15 protein-coding genes are annotated in these 18,446 nt (G+C 62.8%); 6 read left to right on the top strand and 9 right to left on the bottom strand.

Annotated features, from left to right (window positions below; translation table 11 throughout):
* Positions 1–274: 274 nt before the first annotated feature.
* On the top strand, positions 275–463 hold the full coding sequence (locus tag BBD46_RS07080) for a multidrug transporter (RefSeq protein ID WP_071401028.1): 189 nt from the start codon (positions 275–277) through the stop codon (positions 461–463).
* 156 nt (positions 464–619) lie between these two features.
* Here BBD46_RS07080 and BBD46_RS21550 read toward each other — a convergent pair whose 3' ends face one another.
* Positions 620–943, bottom strand: a complete 324-nt coding sequence (locus tag BBD46_RS21550; RefSeq protein ID WP_253184521.1) for a D-alanyl-D-alanine carboxypeptidase — start codon at positions 941–943, stop codon at positions 620–622.
* A 132-nt stretch (positions 944–1,075) separates the two neighbouring features.
* Here BBD46_RS21550 and BBD46_RS07070 point away from each other — a divergent pair, with 132 nt between their 5' ends.
* From BBD46_RS07070 to BBD46_RS07055, 4 genes are read left to right on the top strand one after another with little or no spacing between them, the layout of a single operon-like run.
* A complete protein-coding gene (locus BBD46_RS07070) occupies positions 1,076–1,816 on the top strand; it encodes a DUF4129 domain-containing protein (RefSeq protein WP_071401026.1) in 741 nt (246 codons plus the stop codon).
* A complete protein-coding gene (locus BBD46_RS07065; RefSeq protein WP_071401025.1) occupies positions 1,813–2,589 on the top strand; it encodes a DUF7269 family protein in 777 nt (258 codons plus the stop codon). Before BBD46_RS07070 ends, BBD46_RS07065 begins: the two co-directional genes overlap by 4 nt.
* The gene (locus BBD46_RS07060; RefSeq protein ID WP_084777703.1) at positions 2,586–3,995 is read left to right on the top strand and encodes a DUF58 domain-containing protein; all 1,410 of its coding nucleotides are present in this window, start codon (positions 2,586–2,588) and stop codon (positions 3,993–3,995) included. Before BBD46_RS07065 ends, BBD46_RS07060 begins: the two co-directional genes overlap by 4 nt.
* Positions 3,992–4,762: a DUF7519 family protein gene (locus BBD46_RS07055; protein WP_071401024.1), complete on the top strand. Its 771-nt coding sequence runs from the start codon at positions 3,992–3,994 to the stop codon at positions 4,760–4,762. Before BBD46_RS07060 ends, BBD46_RS07055 begins: the two co-directional genes overlap by 4 nt.
* A 59-nt stretch (positions 4,763–4,821) precedes the next feature.
* Here BBD46_RS07055 and dacB read toward each other — a convergent pair whose 3' ends face one another.
* The 7 genes from dacB to BBD46_RS07020 form a co-directional block, all read right to left on the bottom strand.
* Positions 4,822–6,195: a D-alanyl-D-alanine carboxypeptidase/D-alanyl-D-alanine endopeptidase gene (dacB, locus tag BBD46_RS07050; RefSeq protein WP_071401023.1), complete on the bottom strand. Its 1,374-nt coding sequence runs from the start codon at positions 6,193–6,195 to the stop codon at positions 4,822–4,824.
* The gene (locus BBD46_RS07045; protein WP_071401022.1) at positions 6,185–7,870 is read right to left on the bottom strand and encodes an ABC transporter ATP-binding protein; all 1,686 of its coding nucleotides are present in this window, start codon (positions 7,868–7,870) and stop codon (positions 6,185–6,187) included. Before BBD46_RS07045 ends, dacB begins: the two co-directional genes overlap by 11 nt.
* A gap of 102 nt (positions 7,871–7,972) precedes the next feature.
* Positions 7,973–9,022 carry an ABC transporter ATP-binding protein gene (locus BBD46_RS07040; RefSeq protein ID WP_071401021.1) on the bottom strand — a complete coding sequence of 350 codons (1,050 nt, stop codon included), beginning with the start codon at positions 9,020–9,022 and terminating at the stop codon, positions 7,973–7,975.
* Entirely contained in the window at positions 9,019–10,098 is a 1,080-nt protein-coding gene (locus BBD46_RS07035) for an ABC transporter permease (RefSeq protein WP_071401020.1), read from the bottom strand. The genes BBD46_RS07040 and BBD46_RS07035 overlap by 4 nt, the downstream gene beginning before the upstream one ends.
* Positions 10,099–10,227: 129 nt before the next feature.
* Positions 10,228–11,178 (bottom strand): ABC transporter permease, encoded by a 951-nt coding sequence (locus tag BBD46_RS07030; protein WP_071401019.1) that lies wholly within the window; start codon positions 11,176–11,178, stop codon positions 10,228–10,230.
* Between the two features lie 42 nt (positions 11,179–11,220).
* A complete protein-coding gene (locus tag BBD46_RS07025) occupies positions 11,221–12,891 on the bottom strand; it encodes an ABC transporter substrate-binding protein (protein WP_071401018.1) in 1,671 nt (556 codons plus the stop codon).
* A gap of 265 nt (positions 12,892–13,156) precedes the next feature.
* Positions 13,157–14,827, bottom strand: coding sequence for an ABC transporter substrate-binding protein (locus BBD46_RS07020; protein WP_084777702.1), 1,671 nt, complete (start codon positions 14,825–14,827; stop codon positions 13,157–13,159).
* A 136-nt stretch (positions 14,828–14,963) separates the two neighbouring features.
* Between BBD46_RS07020 and BBD46_RS07015 the strand changes: the two genes are divergently transcribed.
* Positions 14,964–16,151 (top strand): M42 family metallopeptidase, encoded by a 1,188-nt coding sequence (locus BBD46_RS07015; protein ID WP_071401016.1) that lies wholly within the window; start codon positions 14,964–14,966, stop codon positions 16,149–16,151.
* 135 nt (positions 16,152–16,286) lie between these two features.
* On the opposite strand, the gene BBD46_RS07010 is transcribed toward BBD46_RS07015, so the two are convergent.
* Positions 16,287–18,278, bottom strand: a complete 1,992-nt coding sequence (locus BBD46_RS07010; RefSeq protein ID WP_071401015.1) for a prolyl oligopeptidase family serine peptidase — start codon at positions 18,276–18,278, stop codon at positions 16,287–16,289.
* Between the last annotated feature and the right edge of the window lie 168 nt (positions 18,279–18,446).

Here is an 18,446-nt window from a genome sequence, read left to right as displayed (position 1 = left end):
TCACGCAGTTCGTTTATTCACGTAAGGAAGACAGTTCTGGTAGTGAGTGAAGAAGAGAAACTGATGGTTGTCTGTGTGTCGTGTGAGAGGTCGTATGCGGGAAAAACCACGACAGATAATCGTGTTCTCCCAATTGGTCGACCACAAGGATGTGAATGTGGCTCCAGCAACTTCGAGCCACTAGTATCCGCCGCAGAGGGAGGTGAGGAACCCCACGACTGAGCAGTGTAGGGTAAACACTTTTCACATCAGACCACTAACATTAGTGGCAACGATGGTCTCCAAGTATCAAGACCAGTCATCCGTGATCACCGCGTTCGGCATACTCATAGCCATCGTCGCTATTGTGGGAGCGCAGTTCTTCGGTTGGGAATGGGGAGATGGACAACTCGTTCCAACGCTCATCGGCGTCGTCGTTGCCGGAATTGCTATCGTCGTTCTTGCCAGAAAGGTAGTGGACTGAACACGAGTGATCCGCTCGACTCGTTACTGACACACTTCTAACAACTGTTCAGTTCGCAGTTCTACAGGCGGAGCAGGCCGAGGCGGTTCACAGACTGGTGGCTTCTCGAAGAACTGTGCAATCACACCGTCAGAAACGCTCGAGACAGCCGTGGAGCTACTCGAGTGCAGCCGTCTCGATAATGGATTCGACGAGGTCGTCGATCCGGTCCGTTGCAACCGCCTCGTGGTCACCCGTGAGATTCGAGAGGAGGCACGAGAAGACGATCGCGGGTTCGTTCTCTCGGTCTTCGACGTAGCCCGAGAGCGTTCGGACGCCCGTCAGCGTGCCGGTCTTCGCTCTGACCGGCAGCGGTGCATCCTCGAGTCGGTTGCTGACCGTCCCCTCGACGCCGGCCAGCGGCAGCGAACTACGGTAGCGATCGCCCCAGAGCTGGTCGAGGCTCCACTCGAGTACGGCGGCGATACTCGCGGCCGACAGGAGGTTGTACCGCGAGAGGCCGGAACCGTCGCGGAGCCGGACGGCGTCGGCACCGAGTGACTCCAGAATGAGGTGACGCGTGCTGGACGTGACCGAAATTTATAGTCGCGGGCATCAACGTGTGGAACAGCAGTGCGTCGAAACATCGCCCTCCCGATTTTGGCCGGCCTCCTTTCGATCGCGGCGCTCGGCACCGCAGCGGCCGTCCTTGACTCGACACCGGCAGTCTCCGCGTACGACCCCCCGACCGAGAGCACAGGTGACGCCGGGCTCACCCTGCTGGATGTCCTGCTCCTGCTCGTGGCGTCAGTCCTCGAACTGGTCGGTATCGAGATCGACCCCAGTGCGTTCTCAGCCGGCGGTGGACCCGGAATCGGCGTCCTCTTCGTCCTCGGTTCGGTGTTCCGCTCGCTCGCGCTCCCCCTGCTCGGCATCGCTATCGGAGGCACAGTTCTCCTCCTCGTTGGTCGTCGACTCCCGGCATCGACGCTCGATACCGTTTCGGCCGTCATCGCAAACTGGACGCGAACGACGGAGCGAACAGCACGGACGAACACGAACGCGAACGCAGCCGACAGCTGGCCGCCTGCCGAGCCGAAAACCGACGTGTCCGACGCGTGGGTAACGATGACCAGTAAGCTCGAAGCAGCGCGGCCACACGCCCGAACACCAACGGAGTGGGCCGAGGATGCGATCACGGCGGGGTACGATGCGGCCGCAGTGACTGCACTCACAGAACGGTTCAGTCGGACGAGATACGGCGGTGTCACCGAAACCGACGAGGACCGACGAGCGGCCAGGCGTGAACTCGATCGGATCGAGGAACGAGATTGCACCGAGGACCGCGGACAAGACGAGGCCGAAGCTGAATGACAGAGGGGAACTCGGATACGGACTCGTACTCGCACTCGAGCGGCCGATGGCTGCTAGTGACGGGCGGCGTCCTTTCGTTCTGTGCTGCGTTACTCGTCGTGGTCGCGCCGGGCGGGCGCGGACTGGACTGGCCCTGGCACGACGAGTTGGTACTCGTTTCGTCCTTCACGGTGATGTTCGTGCTCGCGTGTTTGCTCGTCCCGTTTATTCTGTTCGACGAGCCAGATCGGACGGGGCGGATGAAACAGCGGGGACGGATGAGCCGGACGGGACAGACGAAGGGCAGACCAGAATCCGTCCCGCCGACGCCGACACCAGGGCGCGATTTCGAGCGAGTTCTGGACCGGCGATGGCCGACGGTACTGCTGCCGGCACGGTCCGACCGAATGCGCGCACAGTTCCGACAGGCAGTGGTACGAACCCTCGTTCGAACGACGGGCTGCGCCGCGGAAGCCGCTCGCGGACAACTCGAGCGGGGGACGTGGACCGACGACCCGGTTGCCGCGGCGTTCGTGCGGCCGAAATCCGAGACGGCGTCCTCGCCGCTTCGATCGGTCGCGAGACGCGTCCGCTTTTCGCGAGACGCCCGGCGAACGGCGCAGGCGATTCGAGCGCTCGCCGCGGAGAGAGGCGAAGACCGAGCTGGGGGACGAAGCTGGAGTCGGGATCAGGTTCGGGGCCGGAGTCAAGTTCGAAGTCGAGACCGGAATCGGGGACGGGTCCAGAATCGAGACCGGAGCCGAGGGCAGGTTCGGGAGCAGGAGCGACGATGAACCCCAACGCGACGGGCCAGAAGACGAGAGGCCAAGACACGGTACATCAGGACACGACGGACCAAGACGCCGTAGACCAAGACGCCGTAGACCAAGACACGACAGACCAAGACACGACAGACCGGAACACCAACAGCATCCGACGGACGACGCGCTGGAACAGCGCGCTCGTCGCCGCGCTGCTCGCGAGCGGAACGGGTGTGTTGCTGGAGGAACCAATCCTCCTTCTCCTCTCGATCCCCGCCATCGTCTTCGCCGTCTACTCGCATGCGACCGCAGTTCCCATACCGACACTCGAGATCGAACGGACGATCAGCGCGGATTCCCCCTCGCACGGAGAGGCAGTCGAGGTCACGGTCACGCTCCGGAATACGGGGCGACAGACGCTCACCAACGTCAGTCTCGCCGACGGCGTCCCGCGACTGCTTGCAGTCCGCGGCGGCTCCGCTCGACACGCGACAGTACTCGAGCCGGGCGGCGAGACGACGATGTCCTACACGGTCGTTGCGAAGCACGGAATCCACCGATTCGAGCCGGCAGCCGTGGTTTGCAGGGACACGAGTGGGAGCACCGCGGTCGGGACAACCGTCGAGCCGGAGACGGAAACGGTACTCGCCTGTCGCTCGCCGATCCAGTCCGTTACCTTCGGTCGGCTCGTACACACCCGGCCGGGAACGACCGTCACAGCCGTCGACGGAAGCGGGACCGAATTCTCGAATGTCCGCGCGTACCGTCCCGGGGACCGACCGAGCAGAATCGACTGGAACCGCTACGCCCGTGAACGGGAGCTGACGACCGTTCGCTTTCGAGAGGAGCGAGCGCAGCCGACGGTGCTCTGTCTCGACGCCCGACAGTGCTGTTACCGGGCAGCCACGGACGGCGATCCGCACGCCGTCGCCTACGAGCGGTTCGCGGCGCGCGAACTGCTCGATGCGGCCGCCGACTCGAACGAGCCCGTCGGGCTCTCGGTCTTGGGCACGGGACAGCAGTGGATGGCGCCGAAGACCGGATCTCGCCACATTGCGACCGTGCGGCGGACGCTCGCGGACCCGGAAACGCTGCCGCTCGAACCGCCGACCGTGCACATTGGACGCACCGACCGCACAACCGGTGACGAACAGGGACGCGAGCTCCGAACGCGAATCGGCCGGCAAACCGGCGTGTTGCTTCTCTCCCCGCTCCTCGACGAGGTGCCCGTCGAACTGGCCCGAACGCTTCAGGCGGAGGGCAATCCGGTGACCGTGCTGTCGCCCGACGTGACGGCGGAACGGTCGCTCGGAACGGCGGTCGCGCGAGTTCGACGGCGCAATCGAATCGCAACCCTTCGGCGAGCTGCCGTGCCAGTCGTCGACTGGGACCCCGAAACTCCACTCGAGAGCGCGATGCGCGCGGGGGTGAACCGATGAGTGGTCTCCCTGGCGATCCGGAGGCTTCGTTCCCGACGACGGTGAGCGCGACCATCGCGCTCGCCGCACTGCTTGGTGCATGTTTCGTCGGCGCTGCGAGTCCGATACAGACCGCGCCGTTGCTCCTGACGGGGATCGGACTCGCGGCCTTCGTCGCCGGCGTGGTGCTCCGTCGACGACGCTTTCGGCTCGGCGGACGGCTACTTACCGGGTTGGGATTCCTCCTCGCCGTGACGGCACTGGTTGGGGCAATTGTGCTTTCGCCACCGATTGTGACACTGTTCGCACTCCTCTCGTGTGGGATCGGAGCGCTGGTGGCGACCCTCGGTCTGTTTCCCGTCTCCACCAGAATCGTCCGACCGCTCGTGCGTACCGGCAGCGTGCTCGTGTTCGTTGGCGTCGCAACGATCGCCGTCGTCGACGCACCGCCGGTCTGGCGGTCGGCGATGGCCGTTTCGCTAGTGTTCCTATCGTGGGACACCGCCGAGCGAGCGATCACGCTCGGCGAACAGGTCGGTGGAACCGCCGAAACCGTCTCCGTCGAACTCGTCGGGGCCGGCTCGGGGGTGGCCGTCGCGACCGTGGCAGTCGTGCTTACGGTTGCCGTTGCCCGGCTCCCGATACCGATACCGATACCAGTACCGACCACCGGCTCGCCACTCCTCGGACTGGCGCTCCTGCTGGTCGCGGTCGTGGCGTTCATCCTCGCGCTGACGCACACGCCGCAACGTCCCACATCTACGGAGAACGAGGGAAACCCGGAGTAGTATTGCAGTTCACGAGAGCGCGAACGAAACTCGCAGAGCTCGATCGACGGCCCGACCGGCTACTCGAGTGCAGCCGTCTCGATAATGGATTCGACGAGGTCGTCGATGCGGTCCGTCGCGCTGGCCTCCTGGTCGCCCGTGAGATTCGAGAGCAGACACGAGAAGACGATCGCGGGCTCGTTCTCGCGATCCTCGACGTAGCCCGAGAACGTGCGGACGCCGGTTAGCGTGCCGGTCTTCGCTCTCACCGGCAGCGGTGCAGCCTCGAGTCGGTTGCTGACCGTCCCCTCGACGCCGGCCAGCGGCAGCGAACTGCGGTAGCGGTCGCCCCAGGGCTGGTCGAGACTCCACTCGAGTACGGCGGCGATACTCGCAGCCGACAGCAGGTTGTACCGCGAGAGCCCGGAGCCGTCTCGGAGTCGGACGGCGTCGGCACCGCGGGCCTCCAGAAAGTCGGTGACGTGCGTTTCCCAGGCGTCCCAGGAGCCCTCACCCTCGAGTTCGAGCGCGACCGTTCGGGCGAGTTGCTCGGCGACGAAGTTGTCCGAGGTGACGAGCATCGTGCGGACCTGCGCCGAGAGCGGCGAGGATTCGACGACCGCACAGGGCGGGCCGTCAGTGTCGACGGGCTCGTGTTCGATCCGGGTCCAGCCGTCGATGGTGACGCCGGTGGACTCGAGTGCCTGCCGGAGGAGCGAGCCGGCGTGCATCATCGGGTCGTCGACGGGGCTCGCCTCGACGGTCGTCTCGCCGGGTGGGATCTGTCCCTCGACGCGGATGACCTCGGAGGCCCGTTTCTTGTACACCTCGAGCTCTTCGGTCGGCCCGGTCGTCACGTCCGATTCGATGCGGACGATTTCCGAGGTCGGCGAGGCGTCGACGGTGACCGAGCCGTTGCGGTGACTGACGGTGATGTCGACCGTGTTTCGCTCGAGTGCGAGCGGCGTGCTCTTGGCACCGTACTCGAACTGGCCGTCGTCCCACGTCCAGCCGGGACCGAGCGACTGGTGGTCGAACGCCGAGGCGTCGATGACGAGTTCGCCGGCGACGGTGTCGATGCCGGCCTCGGCGACGGCTTCGGCGAGCGCCAGCAGGTCGCCCTGTGAGAGGTCGGCCGCGCCGGATCCGGTGAGGACGAGGTCACCGAGGAGGTGGCCCTCCTGCACCGCGCCGTCGGCGTGAAGCGTCGTCTCGAACCGGTAGGACGGGCCAAGCTCATCGAACGCGCGTGCTGCCGTCACGAGTTTCGCGTTCGACGCCGGCAACAGTGGGACGTGCGGGTTCGCCGTGACGATCGGGTCACCCGTCCGCAAGTCGGCGGCGTAGACGCTCGCGCTCATCCGGTCGAGGTGTGGAAACGCCGACTCGACCAGCGACGCGGCCTGCGATTCGGACTGTGCCTGTTCGGTCGGTCGCTGTTCGTTACGGCTCACGGGTGCCTCCTTCGTCAGTTACTTCGAGATGACACGCCGTCAACCGTTCGGTTTTGCCAACAACGTCACTGGTAGTTCCGCCGGCAGGGTCGAGCGCCGGCGTCGCGGACTGACAGACCGATTCGTGCGTCTCGAGACGCTCTCTGGCAGCAGTCCAGTCACCCTCGAGTGCGCGTTCGACGGCCTGGCGCGCGTCCGACCTCGCGCCAGGTGGGATCGTACCGCCGTCGCCCGCGGCGTCGGTAGCGGTGTCGGCAGACGCACTCGCGTCGATATCCCCGAGGTAGGTCTCGACAACCGCGTCCAAATCGCTCCCCTCGAGTTCCTGCTCGCGGACAGCCCCGAGGAGTTCGTCGTACGCCTCGTACCCTGCGGCGCTGAAGCCGTCCGGCAGGATGAACGACGGACAGCGCGTGTGGAACCGACAGCCCCGCGGCGGATCGGAGGCGCTCGGCACGTTCCCCTGAATCACCGATTCGATCCCCGGCTGGTCGGGGTCGGGGTTCGGCACGGCGCTCAACAGCGCCCTGGCGTAGGGATGGTACTGCTCGGTGAACAGCTCCTCGGTCGGGGCCATTTCGACGAACTCTCCCAGGTACATCACGGCCACGCGGTCGGCAACGTACCGAACCACGCTCAGGTCGTGTGAAATCAGGAGATACGTCAGCCCGTACTCCTCCTGCAGGTCGTCCATCAGATTGAGAATCTGGGCCTGCACGCTCACGTCGAGTCCGCTAACCGGCTCGTCCGCCACGACGAGATCCGGATTGATCGACAGCGCCCGCGCGAGGTTGATCCGCTGGCGCTGTCCCCCAGAGAACTCGTGGGGATGGCGGTCGTAGTACTCGCGTTTGAGGCCGACCTGCTCGAGTAACTCGAGTGCGCGCTCGCGCCGAAGGTCGGCTTTGGAGGCGGAGACGGAGACGTCGATGTCAATCGTTCGCTCCGTTTCGTCGACGGTGACGGTGGCGTCGAATCCCCAAGGGAGGTCGACGGCGATGTCGTCGGCCGTTTCGACGCGTTTTTCGGTTGGGTCACCGACGGGGCGAACCGTCAGCAGGACCGTCGCGACGCCGTCGACCGGATCGACGACGAGGTCCGCGTTGTCGTCCACGGTGGCGTTGACTGCGTACTCGGAGAGGTCTTCGGTTCGTACTTCGGTATCCGCACCGACCGACGAATCGGATCGCGGCCAATCGGTTCCCTCGAGTGGGTCCTCGATAATGTGGCCGACCTTTCGGCGCGGGTTCAGGCTCGACTGGGGGTCCTGAAACACCATCTGCGTGCGCTTTCGGAACTCGCCTTCGGGGATTTCGTCCGTCGATCGGCCGTCGAAGGTGATGTCGCCGGCCGTCGGCTCTTCGAGGCCGAGGATGGTTCGTGCAAGCGTCGACTTTCCGCAACCGGACTCGCCGACGATGCCGAGCGTTTCACCGGGGCGTAGCTCGAAGTCGACGCCGTCGACGGCTTTCACGCTCGACTGGTCGTAGCGGAACGGGAACGGCCCCGACTCCGGATCGAAGCGGATCGACGAGAGCAGCCCCGAGTTCACCGGGAAGTGTTTCTGGAGCCCGGCGACCTCGAGTAGCGGCTCCCGATCGGAGCCACCGGTCCGGTCGTCAGTACGGTTCGTTCCACTGGGTCCCCCATCGTCGGTTCGATCGATCGTACTCATAGCGCACCTCGTTCGCGGTCAGTTCGTGGTTGCGTCTCGGTCGTAGCGTCAGCCTCGGTCGTAGCGCCAGCGTTAGTCTCAGTCCTAGTCTCGGTCTCGGTCTCAGTCATCTGTCTGTTCCTCCACGACGGCCGGCTCACTGGTCGTCGACTCGTGTAACGCCGGTTCTTCGCGTTCGACGCCGTCGTCGTAGCGCAGACAGGCGGTCGTATGCGTCTCCTCGTCGCCGACATCGTACAGCGGCGGCGTCAGCTGCGAGCACTCGCCGAATTCGACCGAACAACGGGTTCGGAACCGGCAGCCCGAGGGCGGCGAGACCGCACTCGGCATGGTCCCGCCAATCGGATCGAGTTCGTCGAGCGTCTCGTCCGGTGTGACAACCGAGTTGATGAGCGACTGCGTGTAGGGGTGTTTCGGGTTTCGGTACAGTTCTTCGTACGGTGCGGACTCGACTACCCTGCCGAGATACATGACTGCCACGCGGTCACAGACCTCTCTGACGACGCCGAGGTCGTGCGTGACGTACACCATACTCGTCTCGTATTTCTCCTGAATCTCGTCGAACAGTTCGAGAATGCCGGCCTGGATGGTCACGTCGAGCGCCGTCGTCGGCTCGTCGGCGATGATCAGTCGTGGATCACAGGCGAGCGCCATCGCGATCATCGCTCGCTGTTGCATGCCGCCGGAGTACTGGTGTGGATACTCGTCGATCCGTTGTGCCGGATCCGGAATGCCGACGTCGTCGAGGAGTTCGATCGCTCGCTCGCGTGCCTCAGTGGGCGAGCGGTCCGTGTTCTCGACGATAACTTCCTCGATCTGCTCGCCGACGGTGAAGACGGGGTTGAGCGCGGACATCGCGTCCTGGAAGATGATCGAGATTTCGTTACCGCGAATGTCTCGTCTGAGTTCCTGCTCGCTGAGATCAGTCAACTCCTGGCCGTCGTACTTGATGCTCCCGTTGACGATCCGGCCGGGTTCACGGATCAATCCCATGAGACTCTTGACGGCGACGCTCTTTCCAGCGCCACTCTCGCCGACGAGTCCCAGCGATTCACCGGTTTCGACCTCGAAGCTCACACCGTCGACCGCGCGCACGATGCCGTCGGACGTGAAGAAGTACGTCTGCAGGTCTTCGACCTCGAGAAGGCTCATCGACGATCACCTCGCGCCGTCGTCGACGAATCTGCGTCGTGTTGCTCGAGTCCACCGTCGGTTGCCGCCTGCTGGCGGTCGCCCTCGTCAGGCGAGCGCTCGCCGTGGCCGTCGTCTTCGAGGATTGCGTCCACGTCGAAATCATCGTAGCCGACGTCTTCGACGGTCGTTTTCGGGTCCATTACGTCTCGCAGTCCGTCGCCAAGCATGTTGAATCCCATAACTGTGAGGAAGATCATGATGCCGGGGAACAGCGCGACCCACCACGCGACGAGCAGCGCCGTCCGGCCGTCCGCGAGCATTCGGCCCCAGTCCGGCGTCGGCGGTTGGACACCGAAGCCGAGGAACGAGAGCGCCGCTGCGCCGATGATGACGGTCCCCATCGATAGGGTCGCCTGCACGACGACCGGCGCGAGCCCGTTGGGGACGATCTCGCGGAAGAGAATCGTTCGTCGGGGCAGCCCCGCGAGTTTCGCCGCCTCGACGTACTGGCGGTCTCGCAGGGAGAGCACTTCAGAGCGCATCACCCGGGCGTACGCCGGAATACCGACGATCCCGTAGGCGATGAAGAGGTTGTAGATACTCGGACCGAAGATCGCCATGAAGATCATCGCGAGGACGAGGCCCGGAATCGCGTACAGGACCTCGACGGTTCGCATGAGGCCGTCGTCGACGTAGCCGCCGAAGTACGCCGAGATCGCGCCGATGATGACACCGCCGACGAAGCTGATGCCGACCGCGAGGATGCCGATCGTTAGCGCCGTTCGGCTCCCGTAGATGATCCGCGCGAACACGTCACGGCCGTAGCGGTCGGTTCCGAACGGATGCGCTCGCGACGGTTCGGAGTAGCGCATACTCTGATCCATCGCGTGTGGATCGGCGTGGAGCCACGTGATGATCGCCCGGTTAAACAGGAAGCTATCGATCGCGCTGAAGATCGCCATCGCAACGAGGACGGCGACGATGAGGAGTCCAGCGACCGACGTTGGGCTGTGCCTGAGCTTCGCGAGCGTTCCAAGTACGCGGCCGTTGGTGGAGAGTTCTGCGTCGCCGACACGACTCTCTTCGCCGCTCATTGGTCATCCCTCCACGGTGTTAGTGTCGGTATCGGTGTCAGTGCCGGTGTCGGTATCAATGCCGGTGTCGGTGCTACTGCTGTGTCTGGTGTCGCAACCGACGATACCGTCGGTGGGTTCTGTGCTACGTCAGTCATACTTGATCCGTGGGTCGATGTACGCGTACGCGATGTCGGTGAGCACGACGCCGATCAGGAACAACGTCGAGAAGAACAACGTCACTCCGACGGCGACGGAGTAGTCCTGATCGATGAGCGAGTCGAAGAACAGCCGTCCCAATCCAGGGATGGCGAAAATCTCTTCGACGATGACACTCCCGCCGAGCAGCGTCGAAACCTGAAGCCCGACGATCGTCACCAGGGGCAACAACGCGTTGCGGAACGAGTGTCGTATCAGTACCTTTCGCTCGGGAATGCCGTAGGCGCGCGCCGTCTCGATGTAGTCCGCGCGAAGCTCCTCGATCATGCTCGAGCGCGTCATCCGCATGAGCAGCGCCGTCTGGGCTGTCGCAAGGGTGATGACGGGCATGATGAGCAGCGTCAGCGACTCTACCGGATCGATAAACGGCGAGGTGTACCCTGACGCCGGGAGCAACTCGAGATGGTACGTCACCACGTAGATCAGCATCAGTGCCAGCCAGAAGTTCGGCGTGGAGATGCCGGCGAGTCCGGCAAAGCGGGAGGCGTGGTCACCGGCTTCGTTGTGGCGTGCTGCGCCGTAGATGCCGAGACCGATCGCCATCGGAAGCGCGACGAGGTAGGAAAGTCCCATCACGACGAGCGTCGGCTCCATTCGCTCCCAGATGAGATCCGACACTGGGCGGTTGTAAACGAACGACTGGCCGAGGTCTCCCTGCCCGAGGCGGACGAGGTAATCGAAGTACTGTTCGTGAAGCGGCCTGTCGAAGCCGTAGCTTGCGATCAGATCGTCCGCCAGCTCCTGGCCCGGTTCGGTACCGAGGTAGAGGCGAACGGGATCACCCGGCAGCGCGTGCATCATGACGAACATCAGCGTCACGATACCGAACAGGACCGGGATGATCTGAACGAAGCGTCGAAACGCGTATCTAAGCAGTCCCATCTGTATACGAAATGATTCCCATCAGTGAATGTGGCTGGCCAGTTAGTCGTCGATCCGCGCCTCTTGCCACTGGTTGAACGCTTCCTGCTCGCCGAACGGACTCGGCTCGTAATCCTGTACGTCCGTGTGGACGCCAGTCGCGCTCTCGGCGGAGTACACACCGAGAACGGGATAGAGCGGCATGAGGAGGTCGGCGGCTTCGACGTAGTACTCGTAGCGTTCCTCGCGGTCCGTCGTCTGTCGTGCTGCACGAACGATCTCGTCGAGTCGTTCGAGATCCTCGAGCGTCTCCTCGTCGCCACGCTCACGAGCGCCCTCGTAGAGGTAGCCGATCGACGAGTGACCGACGACGCTGTCACTCATGCCGCCGTCGTCGTTCGCGAGGTCACGGAACATGTGGTAGTAGTAGCCGTCCGGGTCGTCGTTCCCGCCCCATCCGTACGTGGTGATATCGAAGTCACCGTTGTCGAGTCCATCCAGCCACTCGCCGTCTGAAATCTCGCTTACCGTGGCGTTGATTCCAACTTCCTCGAACTCGTTCTGAAGTACGGTCGCCCGTCCGGTCGTCGCTTCGCCCGATTGAGACGTGATTTCGACGTCGAAGTCCGTGCCAAGGCCGGCCTCCTCGAACAGTTCGACCGCGCGGTCGTGATCCTGCTCGGGATAGTACTGCTCCTCCCACTCGTCCGCCGGGAAGTCCCAGGCGTCGATGACACCCTGTGGCATGTGTCCCCAGTTCCGGCTGCCGAGTTCGCCGACGGCACCGATCAACAGCTCGTCGTAATCGACGAGATACTGCAGTGCCTCACGCGCTCGCACGTCCTCGAACGGCCCGTCCAGGCAGTTCACGAGGAACCCCTGGAAGTCGAAGTTGTCGAGCTGGTAGACGTCGATATTGTCGTCGTTCTGTGCTTCGTCGAGCAACGCCTCCGTCACACCGGACTGGTGAATGTCACCGGTCGAAAGTTCGACGTAGCCGACCTCCGTCTCCGGAATGATTCGGTACTCGAGTCCGTCCAGTGCTGGCTCGCCGAGGAAGTAGTCGTCGTTGGCCGTGAGTTCGACGCTGGCCGACGGATCGTGGTTCGCGAGTTCGAACGGACCGCTGCCGATCGGGTTCTGGCCGAACTCCTCCTGTCCCATCTCCTCTGCGGCATCCATCGGCACGATTGCGGCGTTCATGCCGGCGAGCGTTCGCTCCATCAGCGCGGACTGGTACTCGAGATGGAGGGTAACTTCGAACTCGCCGGTCGCCTCGGCCTCGTCGAGGAATTCGACGTTCGAGAGGTTTGGCGAGTCGTTATCCGGGTCACGGACCCAGTTAAGCGAGTACGCCACGTCCTCCGCGGTCAGTTGGTCGCCGTTGTGAAAGGTGACGTCATCGCGGATGTCGGCGACGAACGTCGTTTCGTCGATCTCCTCGAGTTCGCCGTCGGCGAGGTGTGGAACGGTGCCGCTGCCGTCCGGCTCCATCATGAGGAGTGAGTCGAATAGGTAGTGTGCAGCCGTGCTGTACCACGCCATCTGATTCATTCGCGGATCGAACGTCTCGACCTCGTCAGAGGTCGCGATCCGGAACGTCCCGCTCCCGTCCCCTGGCTCGTCTGGGTCGCTGCCAACGCACCCCGCGAAGAGCCCCGCTGCGCCGATAGCAGCCGTCGATTTGATAAATCGGCGTCGATCGATGTCGGATGTTGTGTCTTCCTTGGACATTGAGAACACTACCCTAGTGTACCCCAGACAAGTCACATCAGGGGAAAATAATCGGTCCCTAGCATCATAGGTGGCTGTCGTCACCGACTGCTGGGTCCCAAGAGTTACGACCGCGTTCGCCAGCACAGGACCGTCATGGCGCTCAAACGAACGTAACTCGATCGACTCGTCGCCGCTCACGGCGGTCCCGGTCCGGTACCGAGAGAGGCGAACCGCCATCCCATCTGTATACGAAGTAACTCCCACCAGCGAATGAGTTTGCCAGCTAGTCGTCGATCCGCGCCTCTTGCCAGTGGTTGAATACTTCCTGTTCGCCGAACTCCGTGGGCTGGTACCCTTGAACGTCGGTATGGACGCCAGTCACCCCCTCGGCAGAGTACACGCCGATGACCGGGTACAGCGGCATGAGAATCTCAACTGCTTCGACATAGTACTCGTAGCGTTCGTCCCGGTCCGTCGTCTCCCGCGCCGCACGAACGAGTTCGTCAAACCTCTCAAGATCCTCCAGGAGGTCGTCATCGCCGCGCGCTCGAGCCCCTTCGTAGAGATAGCCGATCGACGAATGGCCGACGACATCGTCGTTCATACCACCGTCGTCGTTCGTGAGATCACGGAACATCCGGTAGTAGTAGCCGTCCGGATCGTCACCTCCGCCCCATCCGTACGTATTGATATCAAACGTTCCGTTATCGAGCGAATCCAGCCATTCTCCATCCGATACCTCTCTAACGTTTGCGTCGATTCCAACCTCCTCGAATTCGTGTTGCAAGACAGTAGCTCGACCCCGCATCGCCTCACCGGACAACGTAACGATGTCCACCTCGAAGTCGGTATCGAGTCCAGCCGCTTCGAACAGTTCACGTGCGCGGTCGTGATCTTGCTCCGGATAGTACCGTTCTCGCCACTCATCCGCAGGGAAGTCCCAGGCATCAACAACGCCCTGGGGCATATGGGCCACGCTCCGACCGCCGAGGTCGCCGACGGCACCCGTCAACAACTCATCGTAGTCGACGAGGTATTGAACCGCTTCGCGCGCTCTGACGTCTTCGAACGGACCCTCCAGACAGTTGATAATGAGTCCCTGAAAGTTGAAGGTATCGAGCTGATGCGTTTCGACGGCATCGTTCGACTCCGCTTCATCCACGAGAGCGTCCGTCACGCTTGATTGATGAATAGTACCATCTGCCAATTCGACGAAACCAACCTCTGCTTCCGGAATGATTCGGTACTCGAGCCCGTCCAGTGCTGGCTCGCCGAGGAAATAGTCGTCGTACGCCTCGAGTTCGACAGTGGCCGACGGGTCGTGGTTCGCGAGTTCGAACGGGCCGCTGCCGATCGGGCTCTGGGCGAACTCCTCCTGTCCCATCTCCTCGGCGACATCCATCGGAACGATCGCAGCGTTCATCGTGGCGAGTTCCTGTTCCATCAGCGCGAACTGGTACTCGAGGTGTAACGTGACTTCGAACTCACCTGTCGCCTCGGCTTCGTCAATGAACTCGACGTTCGAGAGGTTTGGTGAGTCGTTATCCGGATTTCGGACCCAGTTGAGCGAGTACGCCACGTCCTCCGCGGTCAGTTGGTCGCCGTTGTGGAAGTAAACGTCGTCGCGGATGTCGACGACGAACGTCGTTTCGTCGACCTCCTCGAGTTCGCCGTCGGCGAGGTGCGGGACCACGCCGCTGCCGTCCGGCTCCAACATGAAAAGCGAGTCGAACAGGTAGTGTGCAGCCGTACTGTACCACACCATCTGATTCATTCGCGGATCGAACGTCTCGACCTCGTCCGGTGTCGCGATCCGGAACGTCCCACCTCCATCACCGGTTTCATCTGGGTCGGTTCCAACGCACCCGGCGAAGAGCCCTGCTGCACCGATAGCAGCCGTCGATTTGATGACTCGGCGTCGATCGATGTCGGATGTTGTGTCTTCCATGGACATTGAGAACACTACCCTAGTGTGTCCCTAGCAAGTCACAAGAGGGTGAAAATAATCAGGCCCTAGCATCATAGGCAATCGTCGTCACTGACTGCCGGGGCCCCAAGAGCTATGTCCGTTTCGCCGACACAGGAGCGCTATGACACTCAAACGGACAGAGATCGACCAACTCGTCGCTGCTCGCGGTGGACCAGGGAGGGAGTACCAGGTCGCTCGTGTTTTCGAGAAACTGATCGACCCGTACGTCGACGAGGTGTCGTGGGATGCGATGGGAAACGTCGTCGCGACGAGTTACGGTGAGGACGGTGGTGCTGGTGATGGCGATAGCACTGATGATACTGCCGGCGACGCTGGTGCTGACGGTACCGATAGCACCGGTTCAGGCAGTACTGACGATACCAACGAAACCGACGGCGACACCAAAGACGTCCTCCTCGCCGCCCACACCGACGAACTCGCGTTCCTCATCGACGACATCACCGACGACGGTTTCTGCTCGTTCTCGATGCTCGGCGGCCACTACCGGGGCTATCTCCCCGGACAACACGTGCTCGTCGGCCCCGACAAGGTTCCGGGTGTCGTCGGGACGAAGCCGCGACACTTCATGGATAGCGACGAGAAAGAGAGCCTGCCAGAGAACCTGTACATCGACCTCGGTGCCCAGAATCCGGCAGAGGTAGCCGAACTAAACGTCGAACCCGGCGACCACGCAACCTGGGATCGCGAACTGACCGACCTCGCAAACGGCCGGCTGGCTGGTCGCGCGCTCGACGACCGCATCGCACTCGCGATTCTCGTCGCCGTCGCCCGCGAGACCGACTCGGATCGAACCGTCCACTACACCGCCACCGTCCAGGAAGAGGTCGGCCTCCGCGGCGCCCGTGCTGCAGTTCACGAGGTGGATCCAGACATCGCCATCGCACTCGAGATCTTCCCGAGCGACGACTACCCGATCGACGGCGAGCGCTCGAGTACCGTCGAACTCGGCGGCGGCCCAGTCGTCGAGTTCGGCGACGGCACCTCCGAGTATCTCTTCGGTGGCGTCCTCGTCGATCGGCAGACACTCGAGTGGCTCACGGATGCCGGTTCGTCAGCCGACGTCACCCTCCAGCACGACGTGATGATTGGCGGTACGACCGACGCGACGGAGTTCCAGAGTGCCGGTCGGGCGCGCCACGCTGGCGCGATTGCCGTCCCCTGTCGGTACACGCACTCACCCGTCGAGACGATCGATCTCGACGACGCCGAAGAGACGGTCGATGTGCTCGTCGCTGCGCTGGAATCGTCGTTCCCGGGCCGGACTGATGTGCGCGGGCGTGGGTCATAACGTGACGTGAACCGTGAGTGACCGTTGCGACGTGAGTGACCGGTCACCCGTACGGAAATCGGCATGGCGACCGTGATGAGAACGATAGCAAGAACCCCGGAAGTGCAACCAGTGCGGAACCCGTTGCAGTTGTTCCTACAGGTGCTCGTCGAACGCCGCTTCAATCTTCTCGAACGTTCGCTGCCACGTCGATCGCTTCGAGAACACGTGCCCTTCGTCAGGATAGTACTCGGCCTCGAACTCGACATCGAGGTCGAGTAGCGTGTTCACCACGATGTCCTGTTGCTCGACGTTCACGTACCGGTCAGCCGTACCGTGGAAGCTGTACAGCGGCGTCTCGTATCGATCCATGTGAGTGACCGGGCTGGCGTCGTCCCATCGGTCGGGGTTCTCGAGTGGATGTCCCATCACAGTCGTCGCTGCGGAGGCGATGTCGGGGAATTTCGTCTCGGTCGCCCACTCGTGGTAGTTCGCTGTGTCGGCAAGTCCGGCGATATTGACCGTGACGTCAAATGTTCCAGGGTGGGTTCCGGGGAGCTGAAGCGCGGCGTAGCCGCCGTAGGAGAGTCCCCACTGCCCTACTGAATCAGCGGTGTACTCGAGAGCACGCAGATAGTCAGCGGCGCGAGCGATGTCGTCCATCTCGATCCGCCCACGGTCACCGCCGATCGCGCCTCTGAACGCTCGGCCGTGGCCGATGCCACCGCGGTAGTTCACGAACAGGCCGACGTACCCGTTCGTGGCGAGGTACTGCTGATACGCGTAGGCAAGCCCGTATGATCGGGAGGGATGAAAGCCATCTCGTATCTGTCGCATCGGCCCGCCGTGAACGTAGACGACACCGGGGAGGTCGGTTGCGTCATCGGGAACGGACTCACTTTGGCGTGGATCGAGGAGATAGCCCTCGATCGTCAGCTCACCACTCTCGAACGTGACTCGTTCCGGTTCGATCGGTGGTTCCGGCCACTCGTGAAGGTCAGAGTGGGTCAGTTTGGAGTCAGTGTGCGTCGCTGGGTCGGCCGGCTCAGCATCGGACGACTCGAACTCGAGTTCGTGGACGCGAATTTCCGGAGAGCGGTCGCGGCTTGCATGGAGATAGGCAACGCGATCGCCGTCCGGTGACGGTCGCGGTTCGACGTTTGTTCCCGCCGTTTCGACTAGCGGTTCTGTCGTGCCATCGAGCGTGACCGTGTAGAGCTGTCGCTGACCTGTATCTCTGCGGTTGGACGCGAAGACGACCCGGTTGTCATCGATCCATCGCGGCGCAGAATCAGCGAGTCCTTTGTCCTCGAAGGTCCCCTCAGTGAGTTGCGTTCGCTCGCCTGAGGTGACATCGATCACGTGGATGTGTTCGTAGCCATCTACTGGGAGCGCCGCGGCCAGCAACGTACCGTCGGGGGAGAGACGCGGTGACCCACGCGAGAGTGCGCCGGTCTCGTCGTCGACTTCTTGGAAGAGTATACTCTCGGTCTGCGGAGCATCGACGTCGACAGCGATGAACTCGCGGACGGTACCGTACTCCCGTCGGCGCTCGTAGCACAGCCGTCCGTCGTCGAGCCAGAACGGCGAATGCGACGAAGCGTCAGAACGGGTTCGCCAGACGAGGTCTCCGCTCTCGGTGTCGATCACGCCGATGCACTTCGTCTCACAGTCTGTGAACCGATAAGCGAGCAGTCCATCCTCGCGCCAGGCGAACGCACGCTCCCCACCAAGAAATGGCCCCCGCTCCGGAACATCGAACCTGCGCTCGACACCGTCGGTCAGTGATCTGGTACGGGGTTTGCCATCCCGATAGAACGCGAGGCGGGACCCATCGTGCGACCAGGTGAGCGATGCATCACCGTCGGGTGTGCGCGAGATCTCTGAGACGGATTGCTCACGTGGATCAATGAGGGCTGTCAATCCGTCCTCAGTCGTACAGACGAGCTGTGGCTCCGTCGGCGACCACGTGAACTCGGCGACGTGTTCGTCAGCTGGTCGAACGCGCCACGGCTCCGTTCCCGGGCGACCAATGAGCAGTACCTTTCCATCGTCTTCGTGTATCGTTGCGGCGAGAAACGAACCACACGAGGACCACGCGGGGGCGGTAGGCCACTCTATATCGAGGACGTTGTCGAGGGTGAGCATAACCCACAGTTACGTCGAATCCACATGAATTGTTGGGAGGCGGAATACGCACCAGTGTTCGTGGAACGAGGCTATAGTAATACCAACGTGAACACCGACGGCTGACCAGCGGACGAGTGTGAGCGAGCAGACGCTTCCCTCGCCTCACTGGCGGCACAGCATGTGAGA

This window comes from Natrialba sp. SSL1 (assembly GCF_001861355.1).
In the GTDB taxonomy this organism is placed as follows: domain Archaea; phylum Halobacteriota; class Halobacteria; order Halobacteriales; family Natrialbaceae; genus Natrialba.
Note: the sequence above shows the minus strand (reverse complement) of the source record. Positions and strands in the feature narration are given on the sequence as shown.

Excerpts from the sequence above, each read along its gene's own strand:
- BBD46_RS07080 (WP_071401028.1), top strand. The coding sequence starts at position 275 with ATGGTCTCCAAGTATCAAGACCAGTCATCCGTGATCACCGCGTTCGGC.
- BBD46_RS07065 (WP_071401025.1), top strand. The coding sequence starts at position 1,813 with ATGACAGAGGGGAACTCGGATACGGACTCGTACTCGCACTCGAGCGGC.
- BBD46_RS07060 (WP_084777703.1), top strand. The coding sequence starts at position 2,586 with ATGAACCCCAACGCGACGGGCCAGAAGACGAGAGGCCAAGACACGGTA.
- BBD46_RS07055 (WP_071401024.1), top strand. The coding sequence starts at position 3,992 with ATGAGTGGTCTCCCTGGCGATCCGGAGGCTTCGTTCCCGACGACGGTG.
- BBD46_RS07045 (WP_071401022.1), bottom strand. The coding sequence starts at position 7,870 with ATGAGTACGATCGATCGAACCGACGATGGGGGACCCAGTGGAACGAAC.
- BBD46_RS07040 (WP_071401021.1), bottom strand. The coding sequence starts at position 9,022 with ATGAGCCTTCTCGAGGTCGAAGACCTGCAGACGTACTTCTTCACGTCC.
- BBD46_RS07035 (WP_071401020.1), bottom strand. The coding sequence starts at position 10,098 with ATGAGCGGCGAAGAGAGTCGTGTCGGCGACGCAGAACTCTCCACCAAC.
- BBD46_RS07030 (WP_071401019.1), bottom strand. The coding sequence starts at position 11,178 with ATGGGACTGCTTAGATACGCGTTTCGACGCTTCGTTCAGATCATCCCG.
- BBD46_RS07025 (WP_071401018.1), bottom strand. The coding sequence starts at position 12,891 with ATGTCCAAGGAAGACACAACATCCGACATCGATCGACGCCGATTTATC.
- BBD46_RS07020 (WP_084777702.1), bottom strand. The coding sequence starts at position 14,827 with ATGTCCATGGAAGACACAACATCCGACATCGATCGACGCCGAGTCATC.
- BBD46_RS07015 (WP_071401016.1), top strand. The coding sequence starts at position 14,964 with ATGACACTCAAACGGACAGAGATCGACCAACTCGTCGCTGCTCGCGGT.
- BBD46_RS07010 (WP_071401015.1), bottom strand. The coding sequence starts at position 18,278 with ATGCTCACCCTCGACAACGTCCTCGATATAGAGTGGCCTACCGCCCCC.